The organism is Kitasatospora sp. GP82 (genome assembly GCF_029892105.1).
GTDB lineage: Bacteria > Actinomycetota > Actinomycetes > Streptomycetales > Streptomycetaceae > Kitasatospora.
On the sequence record NZ_JARZAJ010000022.1, the window covers coordinates 105,348 to 125,832 of the forward strand.

General features: G+C 70.4%; 18 protein-coding genes and 1 pseudogene. 9 read left to right on the plus strand and 10 right to left on the minus strand.

Translation table 11 applies throughout. The features are described from left to right. Positions 1–11 precede the first annotated feature (11 nt). The gene (locus P3T39_RS23450; protein WP_280700639.1) at positions 12–512 is read left to right on the plus strand and encodes a DUF485 domain-containing protein; all 501 of its coding nucleotides are present in this window, start codon (positions 12–14) and stop codon (positions 510–512) included. Then, complete coding sequence (locus P3T39_RS23455; protein ID WP_280700641.1) at positions 509–2,239, plus strand: cation acetate symporter; 1,731 nt, start codon at positions 509–511, stop codon at positions 2,237–2,239. Before P3T39_RS23450 ends, P3T39_RS23455 begins: the two co-directional genes overlap by 4 nt. A 180-nt stretch (positions 2,240–2,419) precedes the next feature. Here the strand turns inward: P3T39_RS23455 and P3T39_RS23460 are convergent, their stop codons facing one another. The 3 genes and pseudogenes from P3T39_RS23460 to P3T39_RS23470 all read right to left on the minus strand — a co-directional run. Continuing rightward, complete coding sequence (locus tag P3T39_RS23460; protein WP_280700643.1) at positions 2,420–2,842, minus strand: hypothetical protein; 423 nt, start codon at positions 2,840–2,842, stop codon at positions 2,420–2,422. 141 nt (positions 2,843–2,983) lie between these two features. After that, positions 2,984–3,721 carry a response regulator gene (locus P3T39_RS23465; RefSeq protein ID WP_280700644.1) on the minus strand — a complete coding sequence of 246 codons (738 nt, stop codon included), beginning with the start codon at positions 3,719–3,721 and terminating at the stop codon, positions 2,984–2,986. After that, positions 3,670–4,759, minus strand: a pseudogene (locus tag P3T39_RS23470) (ATP-binding protein); the annotation flags it as partial. The gene P3T39_RS23465 and the pseudogene P3T39_RS23470, both read right to left, overlap by 52 nt. On the opposite strand from P3T39_RS23470, the gene P3T39_RS23475 reads away from it, so the two are divergent. Both P3T39_RS23475 and P3T39_RS23480 read left to right on the plus strand, forming a co-directional pair. Then, entirely contained in the window at positions 4,758–5,600 is an 843-nt protein-coding gene (locus P3T39_RS23475) for an ABC transporter permease (protein ID WP_280700646.1), read from the plus strand. The pseudogene P3T39_RS23470 and the gene P3T39_RS23475 sit on opposite strands and share 2 nt — an antisense overlap. Before the next feature lie 104 nt (positions 5,601–5,704). Further along, on the plus strand, positions 5,705–6,763 hold the full coding sequence (locus P3T39_RS23480; protein ID WP_280700648.1) for an ABC transporter substrate-binding protein: 1,059 nt from the start codon (positions 5,705–5,707) through the stop codon (positions 6,761–6,763). A 61-nt stretch (positions 6,764–6,824) separates the two neighbouring features. Here P3T39_RS23480 and P3T39_RS23485 read toward each other — a convergent pair whose 3' ends face one another. Together P3T39_RS23485 and P3T39_RS23490 are read right to left on the minus strand one after the other, a co-directional pair. Further along, positions 6,825–7,709: a sucrase ferredoxin gene (locus tag P3T39_RS23485; RefSeq protein WP_280700651.1), complete on the minus strand. Its 885-nt coding sequence runs from the start codon at positions 7,707–7,709 to the stop codon at positions 6,825–6,827. Positions 7,710–8,106: 397 nt separating this feature from the next. After that, a complete protein-coding gene (locus P3T39_RS23490) occupies positions 8,107–10,569 on the minus strand; it encodes a DNA topoisomerase IV subunit A (protein WP_280700653.1) in 2,463 nt (820 codons plus the stop codon). A gap of 339 nt (positions 10,570–10,908) precedes the next feature. Here P3T39_RS23490 and P3T39_RS23495 point away from each other — a divergent pair, with 339 nt between their 5' ends. The 3 genes from P3T39_RS23495 (at position 10,909) to P3T39_RS23505 (ending at position 15,158) form a co-directional block, all read left to right on the plus strand. Further along, on the plus strand, positions 10,909–12,234 hold the full coding sequence (locus P3T39_RS23495) for a pitrilysin family protein (protein ID WP_280700655.1): 1,326 nt from the start codon (positions 10,909–10,911) through the stop codon (positions 12,232–12,234). Further along, positions 12,231–13,619, plus strand: coding sequence for a pitrilysin family protein (locus tag P3T39_RS23500; RefSeq protein ID WP_280700656.1), 1,389 nt, complete (start codon positions 12,231–12,233; stop codon positions 13,617–13,619). The genes P3T39_RS23495 and P3T39_RS23500 overlap by 4 nt, the downstream gene beginning before the upstream one ends. Positions 13,620–13,964: 345 nt before the next feature. After that, the gene (locus P3T39_RS23505; RefSeq protein ID WP_280700658.1) at positions 13,965–15,158 is read left to right on the plus strand and encodes an RtcB family protein; all 1,194 of its coding nucleotides are present in this window, start codon (positions 13,965–13,967) and stop codon (positions 15,156–15,158) included. Between the two features lie 52 nt (positions 15,159–15,210). On the opposite strand, the gene P3T39_RS23510 is transcribed toward P3T39_RS23505, so the two are convergent. Genes P3T39_RS23510 through P3T39_RS23520 form a run of 3 tightly spaced genes read right to left on the minus strand, consistent with a single transcriptional unit; the run spans position 15,211 to position 16,849 of the window. Next, a complete protein-coding gene (locus P3T39_RS23510) occupies positions 15,211–15,756 on the minus strand; it encodes a DUF1707 and FHA domain-containing protein (protein ID WP_280700660.1) in 546 nt (181 codons plus the stop codon). A gap of 48 nt (positions 15,757–15,804) precedes the next feature. Continuing rightward, entirely contained in the window at positions 15,805–16,128 is a 324-nt protein-coding gene (locus tag P3T39_RS23515) for an AzlD domain-containing protein (RefSeq protein ID WP_280700662.1), read from the minus strand. Continuing rightward, complete coding sequence (locus P3T39_RS23520; protein ID WP_280700664.1) at positions 16,118–16,849, minus strand: AzlC family ABC transporter permease; 732 nt, start codon at positions 16,847–16,849, stop codon at positions 16,118–16,120. Before P3T39_RS23520 ends, P3T39_RS23515 begins: the two co-directional genes overlap by 11 nt. Positions 16,850–16,923: 74 nt before the next feature. On the opposite strand from P3T39_RS23520, the gene P3T39_RS23525 reads away from it, so the two are divergent. Beyond that, complete coding sequence (locus tag P3T39_RS23525; RefSeq protein ID WP_280700668.1) at positions 16,924–17,835, plus strand: glutaminase; 912 nt, start codon at positions 16,924–16,926, stop codon at positions 17,833–17,835. Between the two features lie 18 nt (positions 17,836–17,853). On the opposite strand, the gene P3T39_RS23530 is transcribed toward P3T39_RS23525, so the two are convergent. Then, positions 17,854–18,597: a GNAT family N-acetyltransferase gene (locus P3T39_RS23530; protein WP_280700673.1), complete on the minus strand. Its 744-nt coding sequence runs from the start codon at positions 18,595–18,597 to the stop codon at positions 17,854–17,856. A gap of 174 nt (positions 18,598–18,771) precedes the next feature. Between P3T39_RS23530 and P3T39_RS23535 the strand changes: the two genes are divergently transcribed. Continuing rightward, positions 18,772–19,995, plus strand: coding sequence for an acyltransferase (locus tag P3T39_RS23535; protein ID WP_280700675.1), 1,224 nt, complete (start codon positions 18,772–18,774; stop codon positions 19,993–19,995). A 192-nt stretch (positions 19,996–20,187) separates the two neighbouring features. Here the strand turns inward: P3T39_RS23535 and P3T39_RS23540 are convergent, their stop codons facing one another. After that, positions 20,188–20,466: an HPr family phosphocarrier protein gene (locus P3T39_RS23540; protein ID WP_280700677.1), complete on the minus strand. Its 279-nt coding sequence runs from the start codon at positions 20,464–20,466 to the stop codon at positions 20,188–20,190. Positions 20,467–20,485 lie beyond the last annotated feature (19 nt).

Genomic DNA, 20,485 nt, shown 5'->3' on the forward strand with positions numbered 1-20,485 from the left:
CAGGAGCAGCAGTGGCACAGCAGGAGAGGTTCGACTGGTGGGCAGCGCAGCCCGCCGGGCGCAAGGCGGTCCGCCGGTCACCGGTAAGACGTCTGACGCTCAGGCGTCCGGCGGCGGTGGCATCGGTGGAGTCCGCGGTGGAGTCGTCGCCGAGCGAATCGGCGCCGGTCGCGTCCGTATCGACCATGTCCGCGGCGGACACCGCCGAGGTGTACCGATCCGTGCAGGGCAGCGCGGCCTTCCAGGACATCCGGCGCGGCTACCGGGGCTTCGTCTTCCCGGCCACCGCCGCCTTCCTCGCCTGGTACCTGCTCTACCTCACCGCGCAGGCCGCCGCCCCCGGCCTGATGCGGGCTCAGGTCGTGGGGCCGCTCAACGTCGCCTGGCTGCTGGGTCTGCTGCAGTTCGCCTCGACCTTCGTGCTCACCTGGCTGTACGCGAGGAACGCCCGCGGCAAGCGTGACCGCGCCGCCCTGTCGCTCCGCTGGGACACCCAGGACCAGCTGCGATGACGCCGACCCCGAGCCCCCGTGACGCGACCGCGCAGCCCGTCGCCCCCCATCTCGCCCCGCACTCGGCTCCGCTCACCACCGCCCCCGCGCACCCGGGGCCCGCACACGCCGCTGGCGGGGTGCTGACGTCCGGTCAGCACCACGACCTGGCCATCGTCCTGTTCGCGGTCGTCGTCCTGGTCACCCTCGGCATCACGCTCTGGGCCGGCCGACGCGGCCAGGCCGCCGAGGACTTCTACGCGGGCGGGCGCGACTTCAGTCCGTTGCAGAACGGTTTCGCTCTCTCCGGGGACTACCTCTCCGCCGCCTCCTTCCTCGGCGTCACCGGGCTGATCGCGCTCTACGGCTACGACGGTGTGCTCTACAGCATCGGCTTCCTGGTCGCGTGGCTGGTGGTGCTGATGCTGGTCGCCGAACTCGTCCGCAATGCCGGCCGGTACACCCTTGCCGATGTGCTGGCCCTGCGGATGCGTCAGCGTCCGGTCCGGGCCGCCGCAGGTACGGCCGGTGTGGTGGTCACTCTGCTCTACCTGATCGCGCAGATGGTCGGCGCGGGCGGCCTGGTCGCCCTGCTGATCGGCACCGACAGCGGGCTCACCAAGACGCTCACCATCATCGGGGTCGGCGCACTGATGATCGTCTATGTGACGGTCGGCGGGATGAGGGCCACCACCTGGATCCAGATCGTCAAGGCCGTGCTGCTGCTGGCCGGTGCGCTGCTGCTCACCGTGCTGGTGCTGGCCCGCTTCCACGGTGATCTCTTCGCGCTGATGCGGGCCGCCTCCCGGGGCAGTGGTGTCGGCCGGGCGTACCTGGAGCCGGGGCTCAAGTACGGTGCCACGGCGACCAGTCGGCTGGACTTCTTCAGCCTCGGGCTCGCCCTGGTGCTCGGTACGGCGGGTCTGCCGCACATCCTGTCCCGCTTCTACACGGTGCCGACGGCCCGGGCCGCCCGCCGCTCCACCATGTGGGCGATCGGTCTGATCGGCGGCTTCTACCTGATGGCGATCGTGCTCGGCCTCGGCGCCACCGCCGTGATCGGAGCGAAGACCGTGCGGGCCGCCAATCCGGCCGGGAACACCGCCGTTCCGCTGCTCGCCCTGGACTTGGGCGGCGGGCCGGGAAGCACCGCGGGAGTGGTGCTGTTCGCGCTGATCTCGGCGGTCGCCTTTGCCACCATCCTGGCCGTGGTTGCCGGGCTCACCCTGGCCTCCTCCGCCGCCTTCGCCCATGACCTCTACGCGAGGGCCTGGCGGCGTCCGGGCGGGCGGGAGGTGACGGAGCGCCAGGAGGTGGTGGCGGCCCGGCTTGCCGCCGTGGTGATCGGGGCGGCGGCCATCGTGCTGAGCCTGTTCGCCCAGCAGCTGAACGTGGCCTTCCTGGTCGGTCTCGCCTTCGCGGCGGCCGCCTCCGCCAATCTGCCGACCTTGCTCTACAGCCTGTTCTGGAGCCGCTTCACCACCCGCGGTGTGGTCTGGTCGGTGTACGGCGGGCTGGTCCCTGCGGTGCTGCTGGTGGTCTTCTCCCCGGTGGTGTCCGGTTCGCCCGCAGCGCTCTTCCCCGGGGTGGACTTCCACTGGTTCCCACTGGAGAACCCGGGGCTGGTCTCCATCCCGATGGGCTTCCTGGCGGGCTGGGTCGGCACCCTGACCTCCCCGGAGGTTGCCGATGCCGACCGGTACGCCGAGTTGGAGGTCCGCTCGCTGACCGGCACCGGCGCGGCCTAGCATCCAGAGGGCAGTGAACCTCCCAGGGGCACGGGGCCCTGCTTGATCGACGCGAGCGCGAGCAACCCTGCACTTCCGTAAGCAGGATGGGCGCGCACGCAGCTGATCAGGCAGTACCCCGTGCCCCTGAGGCGGTGCACGGTTGCCGTCGGCGGAATGCCGAGCCGCGTCAGTGCGTGGTCAGTTCGTACAGATGGTGGTCAGCTCTTCGGCGTCCATGGCCGGGCCGCCGGTCGCACAGACCAGCGTGCGGTAGTCGGTCACCACCTGCGGGGTGGACAGCTGGATCGAGCCGTTGCGGATCATGGTGGAGGAGGCCACGGTCTGCCAGGGACTTCCCCAGGCTCGCTGGATCTTCACCTCCACCCGCAGCATGGTCAGTTGGTCCCCGGCGGCGTCGATCCTGGCTGTGCCGACCATGCCGTTGCCAGTGCTGTTCGCCTGCTGCCAGGCGCACGGCTGGTTGAGTGCGACCGCGCAGAACGGCTTGACGACCTTGGGGGTGGAGTCCGTGGAGTCCGTCGGGGCTGCCAGGGCGGGGCCCGCCGCAGCTGCCAGGACTGCCGCAGTGGCTACCACCAGACCTGCGATACGCGAGATCATGGCACTGTTCTCCTTTGAATCAGAGCCGGATGTGCTTGCTCTGCCGACTATTTCATCCATGTAACGCAGCAGTCACTATGGGTTACGTCACGTTTGGTGACTGCTCGGAGTGAGAAGAGTTACCAGTTTCGAGGATTTATGTCATGCTCGCGTCGGTGGCAGATAGCGGTGCTCGGGCCGACCGGTGTCGCCGTAGCGCAGGCTCAGACGCAGGCGGCTGTCGCGCTCCAGCTGCTTGAGATAGCGCTGGGCGGTGGAGCGGCTGAGGCCGGATCGGTCGGCGACCTCCTGGGCGGAGAGCGGACGTCCGGCCTGTCTCAGCACGGCGAGCACCAGGTCGGTGGTCGGCGCCGAGTGACCCTTGGGCAGGGTGGCGGTGGGGGGAGCGGCGCTGCGCATGGTGGCGAACATCCGGTCCACCTCGTCCTGGCAGGTCTCGCGCGCGGCCGGGCCGGCCAGGGCGTGCCGCAGCTCGGCGTAGGCGACCAGCTTTTCGCGCAGCCCGCCGAAGGTGAACGGCTTGACCAGGTACTGGAGCGCGCCGTGCTGCATCGCGGCGTGCACGGTGGAGACGTCCCTGGCGGCGGTCACCATCATCACGTCGCAGCCGATCCCGCCGGCGCGCATCCGGCGGACCAGGGCCAGGCCGTCCTCGCCCGGCAGATGGTGGTCCAGCAGCACCAGGTCGACCGGGCGGCGCTCCAGCGCGGCCAGCGCCTCGGCGGCGCTGTGCGCCCGGCCGGTCACCCGGAATCCGGGAAACTTCGCCACATAGGCGGCGTGGACCTCGGCGACCCGGAAGTCGTCGTCCACCACGAGTACGTCGATCACGGTGCCTCCACGAGCGGAGCGGCTGGTACGGGGGTCGTGAGCGGGCACGCCGCGGCTGGGGCGGTCAGGTGCAGGGCCTCCGGCAGCCGCACGGTGAACCGGGCGCCACCGAGCGGTCCCCGGTCGGCCACGACCAGTCCGCCGCCACGCTCGACCAGGCGGCGGACCATGGCGAGCCCGAGGCCGCGCGGACGGTGTGCGGGTGCGTCCTTGCTGGTCCAGCCCTTCGAAGATCTGCTCGCGCAGCTCGGCGGGGATACCGGGCCCGCTGTCGGCAACCTCGATCAGCAGGGCGGTGCCGCTCGCCCGCAGGGTGATCTCGACCGTGCCGCCGGTGAGCGCGTCCAGGGCGTTGTCGACCAGGTTGCCCAGCACCGTGACCAGGGCGCGCGGGTCGACGGCGGCGTCCGGCAGATGGCTGCCCGGGGAGACGGCCAGGCGGACGCCGCGCTCGGCGGCGACCGCCGCTTTGCCCGCGAGCAGTGCGGCGACGTGCGGGTCCTGCACCTGTTCGGCGATCCGGGCCGCGACGGCGGCGTGCGATTGGGACTGCTCGGAGATGAACCGGGCCGCCTGCTCGTGGCGGCCCAGTTCCAGCAGGCCGAGCAGGGTGTGCAGGCGGTTGGCGTGCTCGTGGTCCTGGGCGCGCAGTGCCTCGGTGAGGCTGCGGGTGGTGTCCAGCTCGCGGACCAGGAACTCCAGTTCGGTGCGGTCCCGCAGGGTGACCACGGCGCCGCCGTCGGCGGTGGCCATCCGGTTGACCACCAGGACGCGGTCGTCCCGGACGGCCGGGAGGTCGGCGCCTTCGGTCCGTCCGGTGAGTACGTCGGCGAGGCGCCCCGGCCGCAGTACCTCGTCGATCGGCCGGCCTGTGCAGTCCTCGGGCAGCGCCAGCAGCCGGATGGCCTCGTCGTTGGCGAGGCGGATCCGGCCATGCAGGTCCAGGGCGACCATGCCCTCGCGGATGCCGTGCAGCATCGCCTCGCGCTCGACCAGCAGCGCCGAGATGTCGGCGACGGCGATGTTGTGCGTGCGCCGCTTGAGGCGCCGCGCCAGGACCAGGGTGGCCAGTGTGCCCGCCGCCATGCCGCCTGAGACCACCGCCGACGCCCCTGTCAGCACCCGCACCGCGGTGCGCGAACGCGCCGCCCGTAACCGGAAGTTGACCGTGTACGCGGTGCGTGCCGGGGTACTGGCCGCCTTCCTCGGACTGTGGGAGCTGGGTGCCCGTACCGAGGTCGTCGACCCGTTCAACTTCTCCCAGCCGTCCAGGATCTGGGACCAGATCTGGCAGTGGGTCACCCACGGCACCGCGCAGGGTTCGCTCGGCGAGCAGATCGGCTACACCCTGTACGAGGCGCTCGGCGGCTGGGTCATCGGTGTCACCGGTGGTGTGCTGCTCGGGATCGCACTCGGCCGGATCCGCTTCCTGGCCGAGGTGTTCGGCCCGTACATCAAGGTGCTGAACGCGATCCCGAGGATCGTGCTCGCCCCGATCTTCCTGATCTGGTTCGGCCTCGGTCCGGCCTCCAAGGTCGCCTCGGCGGTGGTGCTGGTCCCGGTCTTCTTCAACGCCTTCCAGGGCGCCAGGGGGGTCGACCGCAATCTGGTCGCCAACGCCCGCATCCTGGGCGCCGACAACCGAAAGGTCACCCTCCAGGTGGTCATTCCCGCGGCCACCACCTGGATCTTCACCAGCCTGCACTTCGGCTTCGCCCTGATCGGTGCCATCGTCGGCGAGTACATCGGCGCCACCAAGGGGCTCGGCCTGTTGGTCGCGGCCGCACAGGGCACCTTCAACGCGGCTGGTGTGTATGCCGCGATGACCATCTTCGCCGTGGTCGCCCTGCTCACCGAGGGCCTGCTCACCTTCGCCGAGAAGCGACTGTTCCGTTGGAAGCCCGCCGACTCCGGCGACGGCCGCTGAATCCCGTCGCGCTCAACCCCCTTGCGCTCAACCCCCTTGCGCTCAACCCCCTTGCGCTGAACCCCTCCTTCGCGCTGAACCGCTCTGCCGAGAAAGGCCATTCGATGCGCAGAACCGCCGCCGCAGCCGCCGTTGCTGCCGCGCTGCTCCTGCCCCTGACCGCCTGTGCCAATGACGCGGCCACCGGTACGCACACCGGCGCCGCACCCGCCGCCGGGGCCGTCGACGGCCCCAAGGTGAAGATCATGGTCGGCGGCCTGGACAAGGTCGTCTATCTGCCCGCGATGCTCACCCAGCGGCTCGGCTTCTTCGCCGAGGCCGGGGTCAACGTCGAGCTGATGGGCGAGCCCGCCGGGGTCAACGCCATCACCGCGCTGCTCGCCGGAGACGTCCAGGGCGCCGTCGGCTTCTACGACCACACCATCGACCTACAGGCCAAGGGCAAGATCGTCGAATCCGTCGTGCAGTTCTCGCAGGCTCCGGGCGAGGTCGAGGTGGTCTCCGCCAAGCAGGCCGGCACGATCAGGAGCGGCGCCGACTTCAAGGGCCGGAAGCTGGGCGTTACCGGCCTCGGCTCCTCCACCGACTTCCTCACCAAGTACCTCGCGGTCAAGAACGGTGTCGCGGTGAGCGAGTTCAGCCCGATCGCGGTCGGCGCGGGCCAGACCTTCATCGCCGCCATGCAGCAGGGCAGCATCGACGCCGGGATGACCACCGACCCGACGGTGGCCAACATCCTGGACAAGAAGATCGGCACGGTGCTCTACGACCTGCGCACCCCCGAGGGTTCGCGCGCCGCCCTCGGCGGGCCCTACCCCTCCTCGTCGCTCTATATGAACACCGACTGGGTGAACAAGAACAAGGACACCATCCAGAAGCTGGCCAACGCTTTCGTCAGGACCCTCAAGTGGATGTCCATCCACACCCCGGCCGAGATCGCCGCCAAGATGCCGGCCGACTACGCGCAGGGCGGCGCCGAACAGTACGCCGAGGCGATCAAGGCCACCCTGCCGATGTTCACCACCAACGGCGTGATGCCGCCCGACGGCCTCAGGACCGTCCTCGCGGTGCTCGGCGCCTTCCATCCGGACGTCAGGGGCAAGGAAGCGTCCATAGATCTCGGCAGGACCTACACCAGCGAGTTCGTCTCCAAGGCGGGCTGAGCCGACGGGACCGTGACGGCAGCTCCAGGACGTGACGGCAGCTCCAGGAATCGAGATGCCGTCACAGTTCCCGTATCGAGAGCACATCCATCCGGGACGGTGTGCCGGGGGCCTTGCCGCAGCTCTCCGGTCGCGCCGGTTCGCTCGCCCGCTCCGCGACCTCGACCAGCCAGCGGCGACCGTCCGAGTGCCGGACCTCGACCGGGCCGGTGGTGTGGCCGACCGTCAGACCGTCCGCCGAGGTCTCGCCGGTCAGCAGTCGCACCGCCTGTTCCGCCGCCTGGCCCGGGCGACCCCAGTAGGAGCGGCCCCGTGACCACTCGGGCACCATGTGCCCGGCCGCGGTGGCGGCCAGTACCTCCTTGGCCGCCGTCCCGGTCAGCCGCCCGTAGGCGTAGCCGTACGGCAGTACCAGCATTGTCGGGGAGAAGCGGTGTCCGCCGAGGTGGGTGACCTCCCAGACCTCGCCGCCGGCTGCCGCCAGCTCGGCCGCGAGCGGCCGGCCCAGCAGGGCGCAGCAGCGGTCGCGGCGGCCGTTGGTGCACACCAGCGCGATCGGGCCGTCCGGGTGGTCCGTACCGAAGCCGCCGTGTTCGCCGCCGCCCAGCGCTGCGAAGTCCAGCCCCAGCAGCTCCGCCGCGTCCGCCACCGCGGCCCGGCGCACCCAGGAGCGGCCCGGCGCCGTGTGCGCCACGATCACCTCGTGCCCCGCCGCGGGCAGGCGGTCCGCGTGCCGCCCGGGACGACGGATCAGCGCGATCCGAACCCCCGTACCGGCGCAGGCCGCATCCAGGGTCCGGCCCAGCTCGGCATCCAGGTGGCTCTCGGTGAGCGCCTTGGCACCCCACGGCCCGGCCTGCTCGATCAGCAGCCAGGTCGTGGCCGTCGCCGCCGTGGCGGCCAGCGGCTCGGTCAGTTCGCGCGACAGTGTCGTACAGGTGCTCACGCCGGCAACCCTACCTGCGGGTGATCACGCGGTGGTCGCAAATCCTTGCGAGGCGACGAGCCGCCCGGCCGAGAGCACGATCGGGACCCGGGCTGCCGTCCGCTGCCGTGCAGCAGACGGCAACCGGGCAGCGCCCAAGGGGCGCGAGGAACTGTGCGACCAGCCGCGTACGGCCTTAGACCGACCGGCAACAGGGCCCGTGGCGTCACGTGCCGATAGCTCTCGCCTGGACGCACATCCCTCGTCGCGCGCAGCGCCGCTGCGCTCTCCTCACGATGCACGCCCAGACTCGGCTCTCGACCCTCCCCCAGCCTTCGGCCGGGGGACCCCCTTCTTGATCCACGCTCCCTGTTGCCGGTCGGTCCCAGTCAGAGCCCCGCGCCCACGGAGCGGTCGGCTACCTCGCCGGACCGGCCACCGAGACGATCGGCTTCGACACCGGTGTACCCGAGCCGTCCCGGCGCGGATCGCGCTCCGGCAGCTCCACCGGCACCCCGCCCACCGCCGCGGCCCGCGCCGGAGCCGCACCGGCCCAGGCGAACGCCAACGCGTCCTCACCGCGCAGGAAGCGCTGACAGCGCACACCGCCCGTCGCCCGGCCCTTGCGCGGGTACTGCTCGAACGGCGTCACCTTCCACGAGCTCTGCGCCTCGCCCGTCAGTGTCCCCGAGGTACCCGCGACGGAGACCACCACCGCGTCCGAGGCCGGATCCACTGCCGTGAACGACAGCACCCTGGCCCCGTCCGACAGCTTGATCCCCGCCATACCGCCCGCCGGACGGCCCTGCGGACGCACCTGGCCCGCCTGGAAGCGCAGCAACTGCGCATCCGAGGTGATGAAGACGAGATCCTCCTCACCCGTGCGCAGCTCCACCGCGCCGACCAGCTCGTCACCCTCCTTGAGGGCGATCACCTCGAACTCGTCCTTGTTGGCGGGCCACTCGGGCACCACCCGCTTCACCACACCCTGCACCGTGCCCAGGGCCAGGCCCGGCGAGGACTCGTCCAGCGTCGTCAGCGCCAGCACCCGCTCGCCGTCCTCCAGACGCAGGAACTCACTCGGCGAGGCCCCACCGGCCAGCGACAGCGAAGGCGCGGGCGGCAGCGCCGGCAGGTCGATCACCGGCAGCCGCAGCACCCGGCCGATCGACGTCACCACGCCCACATCGGCCCGTGCCGTCGCCGGCACCGCCGAGACCACCACATCGTGCTTCGACCGCTTGCCGACGGGCTCCGCGGACTCCAGTGGCTCCCCGTCCGCCGTCCGCGCCAGCAGGCCCGTCGACGACAGCAGCACCCGGCACGGATCGTCCGCCACCTCCAGCGGCACCGACAGCGCCGCACTCGGCACCGCGCCGGCCTCAAGCAGTACCGTCCGCCGCTCCGTCCCGAACTGCTTGGACACCGCGCCCAGTTCGCCCGACACCACGCTGCGCAGCTTGCTGTCCGACTCCAGGATCTCCGTCAGCTCGGAGATCTCCGCGTTCAGCTTCTGCTGCTCGTCCTCCAGCTCCACCCGGTCGAAGCGGGTGAGCCGCCGCAGCGGGGTGTCCAGGATGTACGCCGTCTGCGTCTCCGACAGCGAGAAGCGCTCGATCAGCCGCTCCTTCGCCTGCCCCGCATTGTCGCTGGAGCGGATGATCGCAATGACCTCGTCGATGTCGACCAGCGCGACCAGCAGACCCTCGACCAGGTGCAGCCGCTCCTGCCGCTTGCGCCGCCGGAACTCGCAGCGCCGCCGAACCACCTCGAAGCGGTGGTCGACATAGACCTCCAGCAGCTCCTTCAGGCCCAGCGTCAGCGGCTGACCGTCCACCAGTGCCACATTGTTGATACCGAAGGTCTCCTCCATCGGCGTCAACTTGTAGAGCTGCTCCAGCAGTGCCTCGGGAACGAAGCCGTTCTTGACCTCGATCACCAGGCGCAGACCGTGCTCGCGGTCCGTCAGGTCCTTGACGTCCGCGATGCCCTGGAGCTTCTTCGCGCCCACCAAGTCCTTGATCTTGGCGATCACCTTCTCCGGACCCACCGTGTACGGCAGTTCGGTGACCACAATGCCCTTGCGGCGCGCGGTGACACTCTCCACCGTCGCCGTCGCCCGGATCCTGAAGGTGCCACGGCCCGACTCGTACGCATCGCGGATACCCGAAAGACCCACGATCCGCCCGCCCGTTGGCAGATCGGGACCCGGGACGAAACGCATCAGCGTCTCCAAGTCCGCGTTCGGGTGCTTGATCAGATGCCGGGCCGCGGCCACCACCTCGGAGAGGTTGTGCGGCGGCATGTTCGTCGCCATGCCCACCGCGATCCCCGAAGCGCCGTTCACCAGCAGATTCGGGTACGCCGCGGGGAGCACCGACGGCTCCTGCTCGCTGCCGTCGTAGTTCGGCCCGAAGTCGACGGTGTCCTCGTGGATCGACTCCACCATCGCCATCGACGCCGCCGTCAGGCGCGACTCGGTGTACCGCATCGCGGCCGGCGGGTCGTCGTTACCCAGCGAACCGAAGTTCCCGTGACCGTCGATCAGCGGCAGCCGCATCGAGAACGGCTGCGCCATCCGCACCACCGAGTCGTAGATCGACGCGTCACCGTGCGGATGCAGCCGGCCCATCACCTCGCCCACCACGCGCGCGCACTTCACATGCGCGCGCTCCGGACGCAGGCCCATCTCATTGGCCTGGTACAGGATTCTGCGGTGCACCGGCTTCAAGCCGTCCCGCGCATCGGGCAGGGCGCGCGAGTAGATCACCGAGTAGGCGTACTCCAGATAGGAACCCTGCATCTCGTCGACCACATCGACATCGAGGATCCGCTCCTCGAAATCTCCAGGCGGCGGGGTGGGCGAACTACGGCGGGCCATCGCGGCGGGGCTCCCTTGTGTCTGTCGGCTGCTCTGTCGGCTGCGTCGATCCTGTGATAACTGACTCGAACCGTACGGGGGCACGGCGCCCCCCATTGTGGACCCTCCCGCCGACAGCAACGGTCAAGGGCTGCCTCCCGACCCCGCTCGACCCCCTGTCAAGGCCCGCCCGACGGCGCTCCAACCGTGTCCCGGCCCCGCCCCGGCCCGGCCTCGCTTCCGCCCCTGGCGAACGTCCCAAGAAAGCGGACACGTCCCGGCGCCTCGCGCGTTGGACCACAATGGGACACGGTTACGTACCCCCGACCAGCAGTCGAAGACGGGAAGGACCCCAAACGCATGGCCAACCCGGCCCCCGCCGCCACCCAAGGCCTCGCCATCACCGAACACCGCCTGGCCAACGGCCTGCGCGTGGTGCTCTCCGAGGACCACCTCACCCCCGTCACCGCCGTCTGCCTCTGGTACGACGTGGGTTCCAGGCACGAGGTCAAGGGCCGTACCGGCCTTGCCCACCTCTTCGAACACCTGATGTTCCAGGGCTCCGCCAACGTCTCCAACAACGGGCACTTCGAACTGGTCCAGGGCGCCGGCGGCTCCCTCAACGGCACCACCAGCTTCGAGCGCACCAACTACTTCGAGACCATGCCCGCCCACCAGTTGGAGCTCGCCCTCTGGCTCGAAGCCGACCGGATGGGCTCGCTGCTCGCCGCGCTCGACGACGCCTCCATGGAGAACCAGCGCGACGTCGTCAAGAACGAGCGCCGCCAGCGCTACGACAACGTCCCGTACGGCACCGCCTTCGAGAAGCTCACCGCGCTCTCCTACCCGGACGGCCACCCGTACCACCACACCCCCATCGGGTCCATGGCCGACCTCGACGCCGCCACCCTCGAAGACGCGCGTGCCTTCTTCCGCACCTACTACGCGCCCAACAACGCGGTGCTCTCCATCGTCGGCGACCTGGACCCCGAGCAGACCATCGCCTGGGTCGAGAAGTACTTCGGCAGCATCCCCGCCCACGACGGCAAGCAGCCCCCGCGCGAGGGCACCCTCCCCGACACCATCGGCCGCGAGATCCGCGAACTCCTCGAGGAGGACGTCCCCTCCCGCGCCCTGATGGCCGCCTACCGCCTCCCGCACGACGGCACCCGCGAAGCCGACGCCGCCGACCTGGCACTGACCATCCTCGGCTCCGGCGAGTCCAGCCGCCTCTACAACCGCCTCGTCCGCCGCGACCGCACCGCCGTCGCCGCCGGATTCGGCCTGCTCCGCCTCGCCGGTGCGCCCTCCCTCGGCTGGCTCGACGTCAAGACCTCCGGCGAGGCCACCATCGAGCAGATCGAGACCGCCGTCGACGAGGAACTCGCCCGCTTCGCCGCCGAAGGCCCCACGCCCGAGGAACTGGAGCGCGCCCAGGCCCAGATCGAGCGCGAATGGCTCGACCGCCTCACCACCGTCGCCGGCCGCGCCGACGAACTCTGCCGCTACGCCGTCCTGTTCGGCGACCCCAAGCTGCTCAACAACGCGCTCCCCAAGGTCCTCGACGTCACCGCCGAAGAGGTCAAGGCCATCGCCGCCGCCCGACTGCGGCCCGACAACCGCGCAGTCCTGGTGTACGAGCCGACCACCACCGACGACGACCAGACCGAGGAGGAGACGGCATGACCGACTACACCCCGACCATGACGTTCCACCCCCAGCCCACCCCCGGCACCCCCACCCCGTGGGCCTTCCCGGCACCCGAGCGCGCCGCCCTCGACAACGGCCTCACCGTGCTCCACTGCCACCGCCCGGGCCAGAAGCTGGTCGCCGTCGAGGTCCTCCTCGACGCCCCGCTCGCCGTCGAACCCGAGAACCTCGACGGCATCGCCAACATCCTCGCCCGCGCCCTCAGCGTCGGCACCGACACCCTCACCGCCGAGCAGTTCGCCGCCGAACTGGAGCGCGCCGGCGCCACCCTGGAGGCCCACGCCGACCACCCCGGCATCCGGGCCTCCCTGGAGGTGCCCGCCTCCCGCCTGGAACGCGGCCTCAGCCTGCTCGCCGACGCCCTGCGCGCCCCCGCCCTCCCCGAGGACGAGATCGAACGCCTGGTCGCCAACCGCCTCGACGAGATCGTCCACGAGCAGGCCAACCCGGCCCGCCGCGCCGCCAAGGCCCTCTACGCGACCCTCTTCGAAGAGGCCGACCGGCTCTCCCGCCCGCGCAGCGGCAGCGCCGAAACCGTCAAGAACATCACCCGCGCCGCCGTCCAGAGCTTCTACCAGGCCCACATCCGGCCCGCCACCAGCACCGTCGTGGTCGTCGGCGACCTCACCGGGATCGACCTCCTCCCGCTGCTCGAAAGCACCCTCGGCCAGTGGACCGGCACGGCTCAGGAGCTCAGCACCCACGCCCCGGTCACCGCCGACGACACCGGCCGCGTCGTCATCGTCGACCGGCCGGGATCCGTGCAGACCCAGCTCCTCGTCGGCCGTATCGGTCCCGACCGCCACGACCCGAGCTGGGCCGCCCAGATCCTCGGCACCTACTGCCTCGGCGGCACCCTCACCTCCCGCCTCGACCGCGTCCTGCGCGAGGAGAAGGGCTACACCTACGGCGTCCGCGCCTTCGCCCAGCCGCTGCGCTCCACCGCAGGCGGCACCGGCCGCGCCCTGCTCGCCGTCAGCGGCTCCGTGGACACCGCCTCCACCGCCGCCGCCCTGGCCGACACCTGGACCATCCTGCGCACCCTCGCCGCCGAGGGCCTCACCGACGCCGAACGCGACGAAGCCGTCCAGTTCCTCGTCGGCGTCGCCCCCCTCAAGTACGAGACGGCCGGCTCCGTCGCCGTCACGCTCGCCGACCAGGTCGAACAGCACCTGCCCGACGACTACCAGGCCGACGTCTACCGGCAGCTCGCCGTCCTCGAGACCGCCGCCGCCACCGAGGCCGTTGTCGCGGCCTTCCCGACCGACCGCCTGGTCACCGTCCTGGTCGGCGACGCCGACGTCATCGCCGACCAGGTAAAGGAACTCGGCATCGGCGAGGTCACCGTCATCACCTCCTGAGCCTCCTGAGCCTCCTGAGCCTCCTGAACCTCCTGACCTGCCGGTCCCCGAAGGGCCCGACGGAGCATCAGCTCCGCCGGGCCCTTCGGTGTTTATTTCCTTGCCATGCATCCGGCCGACATGGCTAGATATCCACCGCAGCCGGACAGACACGGAACCAGGAGAGGAGGCGGTCACCATGCGGGTCGAGCCCACCACTGTGCGCAGGCGCTCCCCACGATCGCCCTATCTCCGCTGCTGGGTCTGAGCTCTTCCGTACAGCTTCCCGAGCCGCGCCGGACGCTTCGCGCGGCAGCACACCACACCTAGGCTTGAATCAACCGACCTTTTGGAGGTCGTTCAACCATGTCGTACACCGAAGTACCCGGCATCCGTGTCCCGATCCGGATGTGGACCGACCCGGCCACCGTCGAGGGCCAGGCCATGCAGCAGCTGCGCAACATCAGCTCCCTGCCCTGGCTGCACGGCCTCGCCGTGATGCCCGACGTCCACCTGGGCAAGGGCGCCACCGTCGGCTCCGTGATCGCCATGAAGGGCGCCGTCTGCCCGGCGGCGGTCGGCGTGGACATCGGCTGCGGAATGAGCGCCGTCAAGACCTCCCTCACCGCCAAGGACCTCCCGGACGACCTGTCCCGGCTGCGCTCCAAGATCGAGCAGGTGATCCCGGTCGGGCGGGGTCTGCACAGTGATCCGGTCGACCCGCGCAAGCTGCACGGCTTCGCGACCGCCGGGTGGGACGACTTCTGGGGCCGCTTCGACGGCATCGCACCCGAGGTGCGGTGGAAGCGCGAGCGGGCTGCGCAGCAGATAGGAACGCTCGGATCCGGAAATCACTTCATAGAAGTGTGTATTGATATGACCGGAATTGTGTGGCTGATGCTGCACTCCGGTTCTCGCAACATCGGCAAGGAACTGGCGGAGCATCACATGGGCGTCGCCCGCTCGCTGCCGCACAACCAGGGCCTGGTCGACCGCGACCTCGCGGTGTTCATCGCGGACACCCCCCAGATGGCGGCCTACCGGCAGGACCTCTTCTGGGCGCAGGAGTACGCCAAGAACAACCGGGCGGTCATGATGGCGCTCTTCCAGGACATCGTCCGCCGCGAGTTCCCCAAGGCGAGGGTCACCTTCGAGGAGGTGATCAGCTGCCACCACAACTACGTTTCTGAGGAGCAGTACGACGGTGTCGACCTGCTGGTGACCCGTAAGGGTGCGATCAAGGCGGGTACGGGCGACTTCGGGATCATCCCGGGCTCGATGGGCACCGGTTCGTACATCGTCCGCGGTCTCGGCAACGAGGCGGCCTTCAACTCGGCCTCGCACGGCGCGGGTCGCAAGATGAGCCGCACCGCCGCCAAGAAGCGCTTCACTGCCGCTGATCTGGCCGAGCAGACCCGGGGCGTGGAGTGCCGCAAGGACAGCGGGGTGGTCGACGAGATTCCCGGTGCCTACAAGCCGATCGAGCGGGTAATGGCCCAGCAGAAGGACCTGGTCGAGGTGGTCGCCCACCTCAAGCAGGTCGTCTGCGTGAAGGGTTGAGAGTCGGGCCGGGGTGCGCGGGATGTGCATCCCGGCCTTCTGTCGTCGGTCCTCAGCCTGTTGCCAGACGGAAGCTGACGGTGCCGAAGGTGACGAGGTCGCCGGGGCGGACGCGGATGGCGCCGATGATGCGCAGGCCGTTGACGTGGGTGCCGTTGGTGGAGCCGAGGTCGTGGAGGGTCCAGCCGTTGGCGTGGTGGCGGAGTTCGGCGTGCTGGCGGGAGACCGAGCTGTCGCTGAGGCGCAGGTCGGAGCCGGGGATTCGGCCGATCCTGATGGGGCGGGCGCCGGGGGCGGGCAGGCACAGACCGGGGGCCTGTTCGGTCTGCCAGGCGCCGCGGAGGCGGGCGGCGAAGGCCGAGAACCGGCCGACGGTACGGAGCAGCAGGCCGGGCAGGTGGCCGTCGTGGGGCAGATCGCTGAGGACGGCGTCGAGTTCGGCCCGGCTGCGGGCGGCGAGAACGAGTTCGAGCCGGCCGAGGAAGGTGTCGTGGGACAGGCGGCCGCTGCCGACGCCGTCGCGCAGGACGGAGAGGGCGTGGTCCCGTTCGGCCTCGGTGGGCCGTGACACCTGGGTCCGGATCTCAGGAAGTGCCATACGGGAATTCTCCGTTGTGCCGGCCTCGGGTGTCCAGGAGCGCGGTGGTCAGCCGAGGTGCCGGGCGAGCATGTAGAGGGCGGTGCCGGCGACGATGCTGAGCAGGGCGTTGCGGCGCCAGAGGTGGAGTGCGGCGGTGCCGGCGACGCCGAGGGAGGCGGGCAGGCCGTACGGACTGGTCGTCAGGTCGAGGCCGCGCAGGGTGTAGACGACCAGGATGACCATGACGCCGGTGGGCATGGTGTCGGCGAGGAAGCCCACGACGGGGGAGTCGCGCAGCCGGTTGAGGACGGCGAAGGGTGCGGCGCGCAGACAGAAGGTGACGGCGAGCATCACGGCGAGGGCGGCGACGAGGTAGCCGTTACTGGGCATGGCGGCTGTTCCGCTTCCTGAGGAGGTACCGGGCGGCGAGGGTGGCGACGTACAGTCCGAGGGCGACGACCAGGAGCTGGTCCTTGGCGAGGACCAGCGCGATCAGCGCGCAGAGCAGGGCGAGGACGGGCCCCGGGATGTCGCGGGCTGCGCGGTAGCCGTCGATGGCGAGTACGACGAAGAGCGCGGTGAGTGCGAAGTCGAGGCCGTCCAGCCCGGCGGGGAGGGCGGCGCCGACCAGTGCTCCGGTGAGGCCGCCGGCCACCCAGTAGCTCTGGCAGAGGAGCTGGATGGCCAGGATGCGGGTGCTGGAGAGCTGCTGCGGGGGCTTGGTGGCGACGATGGCGTATGCCTCGTCGGTGAGGGCGTAGATGCTGTACGCCTTGCGCAGCGGTCCGCGTATTCGGTGCAGGGGGAAGGAGAGCCCGTAGAAGACGTGCCGGAAGTTGACCAGGAAGGTGGTCAGCGCGACGGAGGCGAGCGGGGTGAGGGCGAGGAAGAGGCCGATGGCGAGGAATTCCAGCGAGCCCGCGTAGATCAGCAGGGAGAAGACCGGGGTCCACCACCAGGCGAAACCGCTCTGGGTGAGCAGGACGCCGAAGGCGAGGCCGAGCGGGAAGAGTCCCATGCCGACGCCGAGGGTGTCCTGGACGGCTGCCCGGACGGGGCTCCGGGGTGTGGGGCCGGTGACCTGCGGTGTCTCTGTTGTCTCTGTTGCCACCTGCGCCAGCGTAGGCGGGCAGCCACCAGGCTGTTGAGCATTTCATACTACGGACGGGCGGGCAGAATAGCTGGGTGGACTACCAGCAGCTGTTGCGTGATTCGATGGAGACCGCCCGCCGGGCGCCGAGGCGAGGTCGTCCCGCCGACTACATCCCGGCACTGGCCGAGGCTGACCCCGAGTCGTTCGGCATGGCGCTGGCGACGGTGGAAGGCGAGGTTTTCGGGGCCGGCGACTGGGAACAGCCGTTCTCGATCCAGAGCGTCTCGAAGCTGTTCACGCTCGCGCTCGCGCTGGCGGAGGGCGGGGACGATCTGTGGCATCGGGTGGGGCGGGAGCCGTCCGGCAATCCGTTCAACTCGCTGGTGCAGCTGGAGACCGAGCAGGGCATTCCGCGCAATCCGTTCATCAACGCGGGCGCGCTGGTGGTGACGGACCGGCTGCTGGAGCTGACGGGCGATGCGGCGGGGGCTGTACGCGAGTTCCTGCGCGCCGAGTCGGGCAATGCGGCGATCAGTACGGACGATTCGGTGGCGGCCTCGGAGGCCCGGCACGGCCACCGCAACGCCGCGCTGGCGCACTTCATCGCCAGCTACGGGAACCTGCGCAATCCGGTGGACAGTGTGCTGGCGCACTACTACGCGCACTGTGCGATCGCGGCGAGCTGCCGCGACCTGGCCCTGGTCGGCCGGTTTCTGGCCAGGCACGGTCTGCGGGCGGACGGTTCGCGGCTGCTGACGCGCAGTGTGGCGAAGCGGATCAACGCGGTGCTGCTGACCTGCGGGACGTACGACGCGGCGGGCGACTTCGCGTTCCGGGTGGGGTTGCCCGGCAAGAGCGGGGTCGGCGGGGGAGTGCTGGCGGTGCTGCCCGGGCGGGGTGCGGTGTGCGTGTGGAGCCCGGGGCTGGACGCGGCGGGGAACTCGGTGCTCGGTGTGGCGGCCCTGGACGCGCTCACCACGGCCACGGGGTGGTCGGTGTTCTGACCCCGGCCGGCCGCCGTGCTACCGGCAGGCGGCCGCGGAGATGCCGCGCCACCGGAGACCGAGGCGGCGGTAGAGCCGGATGGCGGGGGTATTGGACTCGTCCACCATCAGGGCGGCCCGGCCGCTGCGGCGCAGCAGGCTGTCCAGGACGAACCGGCAGACCGCCTCGGCGTGGCCGCGTCCCCGTCCGTGCTCGGGGTGGGTGGCGACCCCGGCGAGCAGGCCGATCTCGGGGGCGCTCCAGGCGTCGGCGGCGATCGCGGTGAGCCGGCCCCGGTCGTCGCGTATGCCGGCCCAGGCGGTGGCGCCGGGGCGCTCGGGGTGGGCGTAGGAGCTGGGGAAGTGCCTGTCCAACAGGGCGGCGGCCTCGGGGAGTTCGGCCCGGCCGAGCCAGTCGGCGACCGGGCCGGGACGGGTCTGGCGGGGGAGTTCGGGTCCGGTGGTGTCCATCCAGCCGAAGGCGCCGACGTAGCTGAGCTCGGGGATCCGCTCGACGAGCGCGGTGATCAGCCGGGTGTCGCCGACCGGCCGGTAGCCGGGTCCGCTCTCGGCGAGGACGTGGCGGACGAGCGGTACGGCGTCGGCGACGCTCCCCCGAACGGCGAGGCGGTCCCGGGCGGAGGCACCGGGTGAGGCAACGGCGCTCGCCGACCCGTGAGACCAGGCGCGCGCGCCGGTGACAAGCCCCTGAGCGGCCCACAGCAGTAGGGCGTCGTCCTCGCCGGCCGTACGCACCTCGTCGATGCTCCGTAGTTCGATCACGGCGCAGATTCTGACAGCCACCCGACCGGACCGACAGCCGCCCAGGTCGGCCGCGTGAGGGTGTCGGACGCCCCTGTGCGGTCAGTAGCGACCTGGTTCGAGGGCGACCTACCTGTGCGGCTCCGAGTGGGGCGCTGTTACGCTGCCCCAGCTTCGACAGAGGGATTGAACTACATGAGTACTGCCAATACCCGTGCGGTTGCCGCTCCTCCGGACCACGCGGCACGGTTGCCCTCGCTGACCGGCATGCGCTGGGCGGCAGCCATGATGATCTTCTGCTTCCACATCATGATCGAGTCGGGCTTCTTCGGTCGGAGGCACGCTCAGGACACCATGGAGTGGCTCTTCCGTGGCGGAACCACGGGTGTGTCGTTCTTCTACGTTCTCTCAGGATTCGTGCTGACCTGGTCGGCGCGTCCGAACGACCCGGTGACCTCCTTCTGGCGCCGCCGCTTCGCCCGGATCTACCCGAACCACTTCGTCACCTTCCTGGGGGCCGTCGCCCTGCTCAGCTGGGAGGGGCAGGAGCTCAGCGGCCGGGTCGCGGCCGCGAATCTGACGCTCACCCAGTCCTGGGCGATGTTCGCCCCCCGGTACTGGTACGGCTACAACGGCGTGTCCTGGTCGCTGAGCGTGGAGTTCTTCTTCTACTTCACGTTCCCGTTCCTGGTGCCGCTGATCATGCGGATGGGAGCCCGGGCCTGGTGGGCCATCGTCGTGGTCTGCACCGGACTCGTCATTGCGATGCCCTTCCCGATGGACTGGGTCGGTGCGCACACCGGTATCAAGCCGCTGTTCCTCGTCTACCAGTTCCCGCCGGTGCGGCTGCTGGAGTTCCTCATCGGCATCGCCCTCGCGCTGCTGGTCAGGAACGGACGCTGGCGCGGCCCCAACATGACCGTGTCGGCACTGGTACTCGTCGCCGGGCTGCTCCTCACCCAGAAGATCGTGCTCTGGACGCAGCAGTCGCTGATGTCCGCCTCGGCCACCGGCATCATCGGCTGTGTGCTGCTGATCCCGGCAGCCGCCCGTGCCGATGTGCGGGGCACGTCGTCGATCTGGCGGCACCCTCGGATGGTGCGCCTGGGAGAGATATCCTTCGCCTTCTATCTCGTCCACGAACTGGTGATTTACACGGCGATGAAGCTTTTCAACGGTCCGCCGCGGCTTCCCACCGTGCAGGCGGCGGCCCTCACGATCGCCTGCTTCTCGGTGGCGCTGGTGCTCGCCACGACGTTGCACGACATGGTGGAGAAGCCGTTCGTCAAGCTCCTCAATCCGAAGTCGAAGCGGCGCCGCGCCGAGGACACCGACGCCGATCTGCCGAAGGCGCGGAACGAGGAGCGGCGCGACGAGGGTGTGCTGCTCCCAACCGGGGGTCAGAGCCCGCTCCAGTGACCTCGGCCGGCTGCGTCGGTAGCTGATCAGGGCCTCACAGCCGGGCCGGAGTCCCGTCGCGGACCCGGTATTACCGCCAGGGACGGGTGCACCGGGCGTGGGCGTATGCGAAAGGGCGTGCCGTTGGCGCTCGGCTCCGGACAGGGTCCGGTGGTCGGCGGGACGGCACGCCCCGGTTCGGTGCTGGGTGGGTCAGGCTACGGGCAGCTCGTCCAGGCCCTCCTGGACCAGCTTGGCGAGGCGGTCCAGGGCCTCGTCGGCGCCGTCGGCGTCGGAGGCGAGGACGACCGCGTCGCCGCCCTGGGCGCCGAGGCCGAGCAGGGCCAGCATGGAGGCGGCGTTCACCGGGGTGCCGCCCTCCTTGGCGATGGTGACCGGCACGCCGACGGCGGTGGCCGCGCGGACGAAAACGGAGGCGGGACGGGCGTGCAGGCCCTCGGCCCAACCGATGGTGACGCGGCGCTCAGCCATGAGACGTGCCTTTCAGATG

Excerpts from the sequence above, each read along its gene's own strand:
- P3T39_RS23455 (WP_280700641.1), top strand. The coding sequence starts at position 509 with ATGACGCCGACCCCGAGCCCCCGTGACGCGACCGCGCAGCCCGTCGCC.
- P3T39_RS23460 (WP_280700643.1), bottom strand. The coding sequence starts at position 2,842 with ATGATCTCGCGTATCGCAGGTCTGGTGGTAGCCACTGCGGCAGTCCTG.
- P3T39_RS23475 (WP_280700646.1), top strand. The coding sequence starts at position 4,758 with ATGCCGCCTGAGACCACCGCCGACGCCCCTGTCAGCACCCGCACCGCG.
- P3T39_RS23480 (WP_280700648.1), top strand. The coding sequence starts at position 5,705 with ATGCGCAGAACCGCCGCCGCAGCCGCCGTTGCTGCCGCGCTGCTCCTG.
- P3T39_RS23490 (WP_280700653.1), bottom strand. The coding sequence starts at position 10,569 with ATGGCCCGCCGTAGTTCGCCCACCCCGCCGCCTGGAGATTTCGAGGAG.
- P3T39_RS23495 (WP_280700655.1), top strand. The coding sequence starts at position 10,909 with ATGGCCAACCCGGCCCCCGCCGCCACCCAAGGCCTCGCCATCACCGAA.
- P3T39_RS23500 (WP_280700656.1), top strand. The coding sequence starts at position 12,231 with ATGACCGACTACACCCCGACCATGACGTTCCACCCCCAGCCCACCCCC.
- P3T39_RS23505 (WP_280700658.1), top strand. The coding sequence starts at position 13,965 with ATGTCGTACACCGAAGTACCCGGCATCCGTGTCCCGATCCGGATGTGG.
- P3T39_RS23510 (WP_280700660.1), bottom strand. The coding sequence starts at position 15,756 with ATGGCACTTCCTGAGATCCGGACCCAGGTGTCACGGCCCACCGAGGCC.
- P3T39_RS23515 (WP_280700662.1), bottom strand. The coding sequence starts at position 16,128 with ATGCCCAGTAACGGCTACCTCGTCGCCGCCCTCGCCGTGATGCTCGCC.
- P3T39_RS23535 (WP_280700675.1), top strand. The coding sequence starts at position 18,772 with ATGAGTACTGCCAATACCCGTGCGGTTGCCGCTCCTCCGGACCACGCG.
- P3T39_RS23540 (WP_280700677.1), bottom strand. The coding sequence starts at position 20,466 with ATGGCTGAGCGCCGCGTCACCATCGGTTGGGCCGAGGGCCTGCACGCC.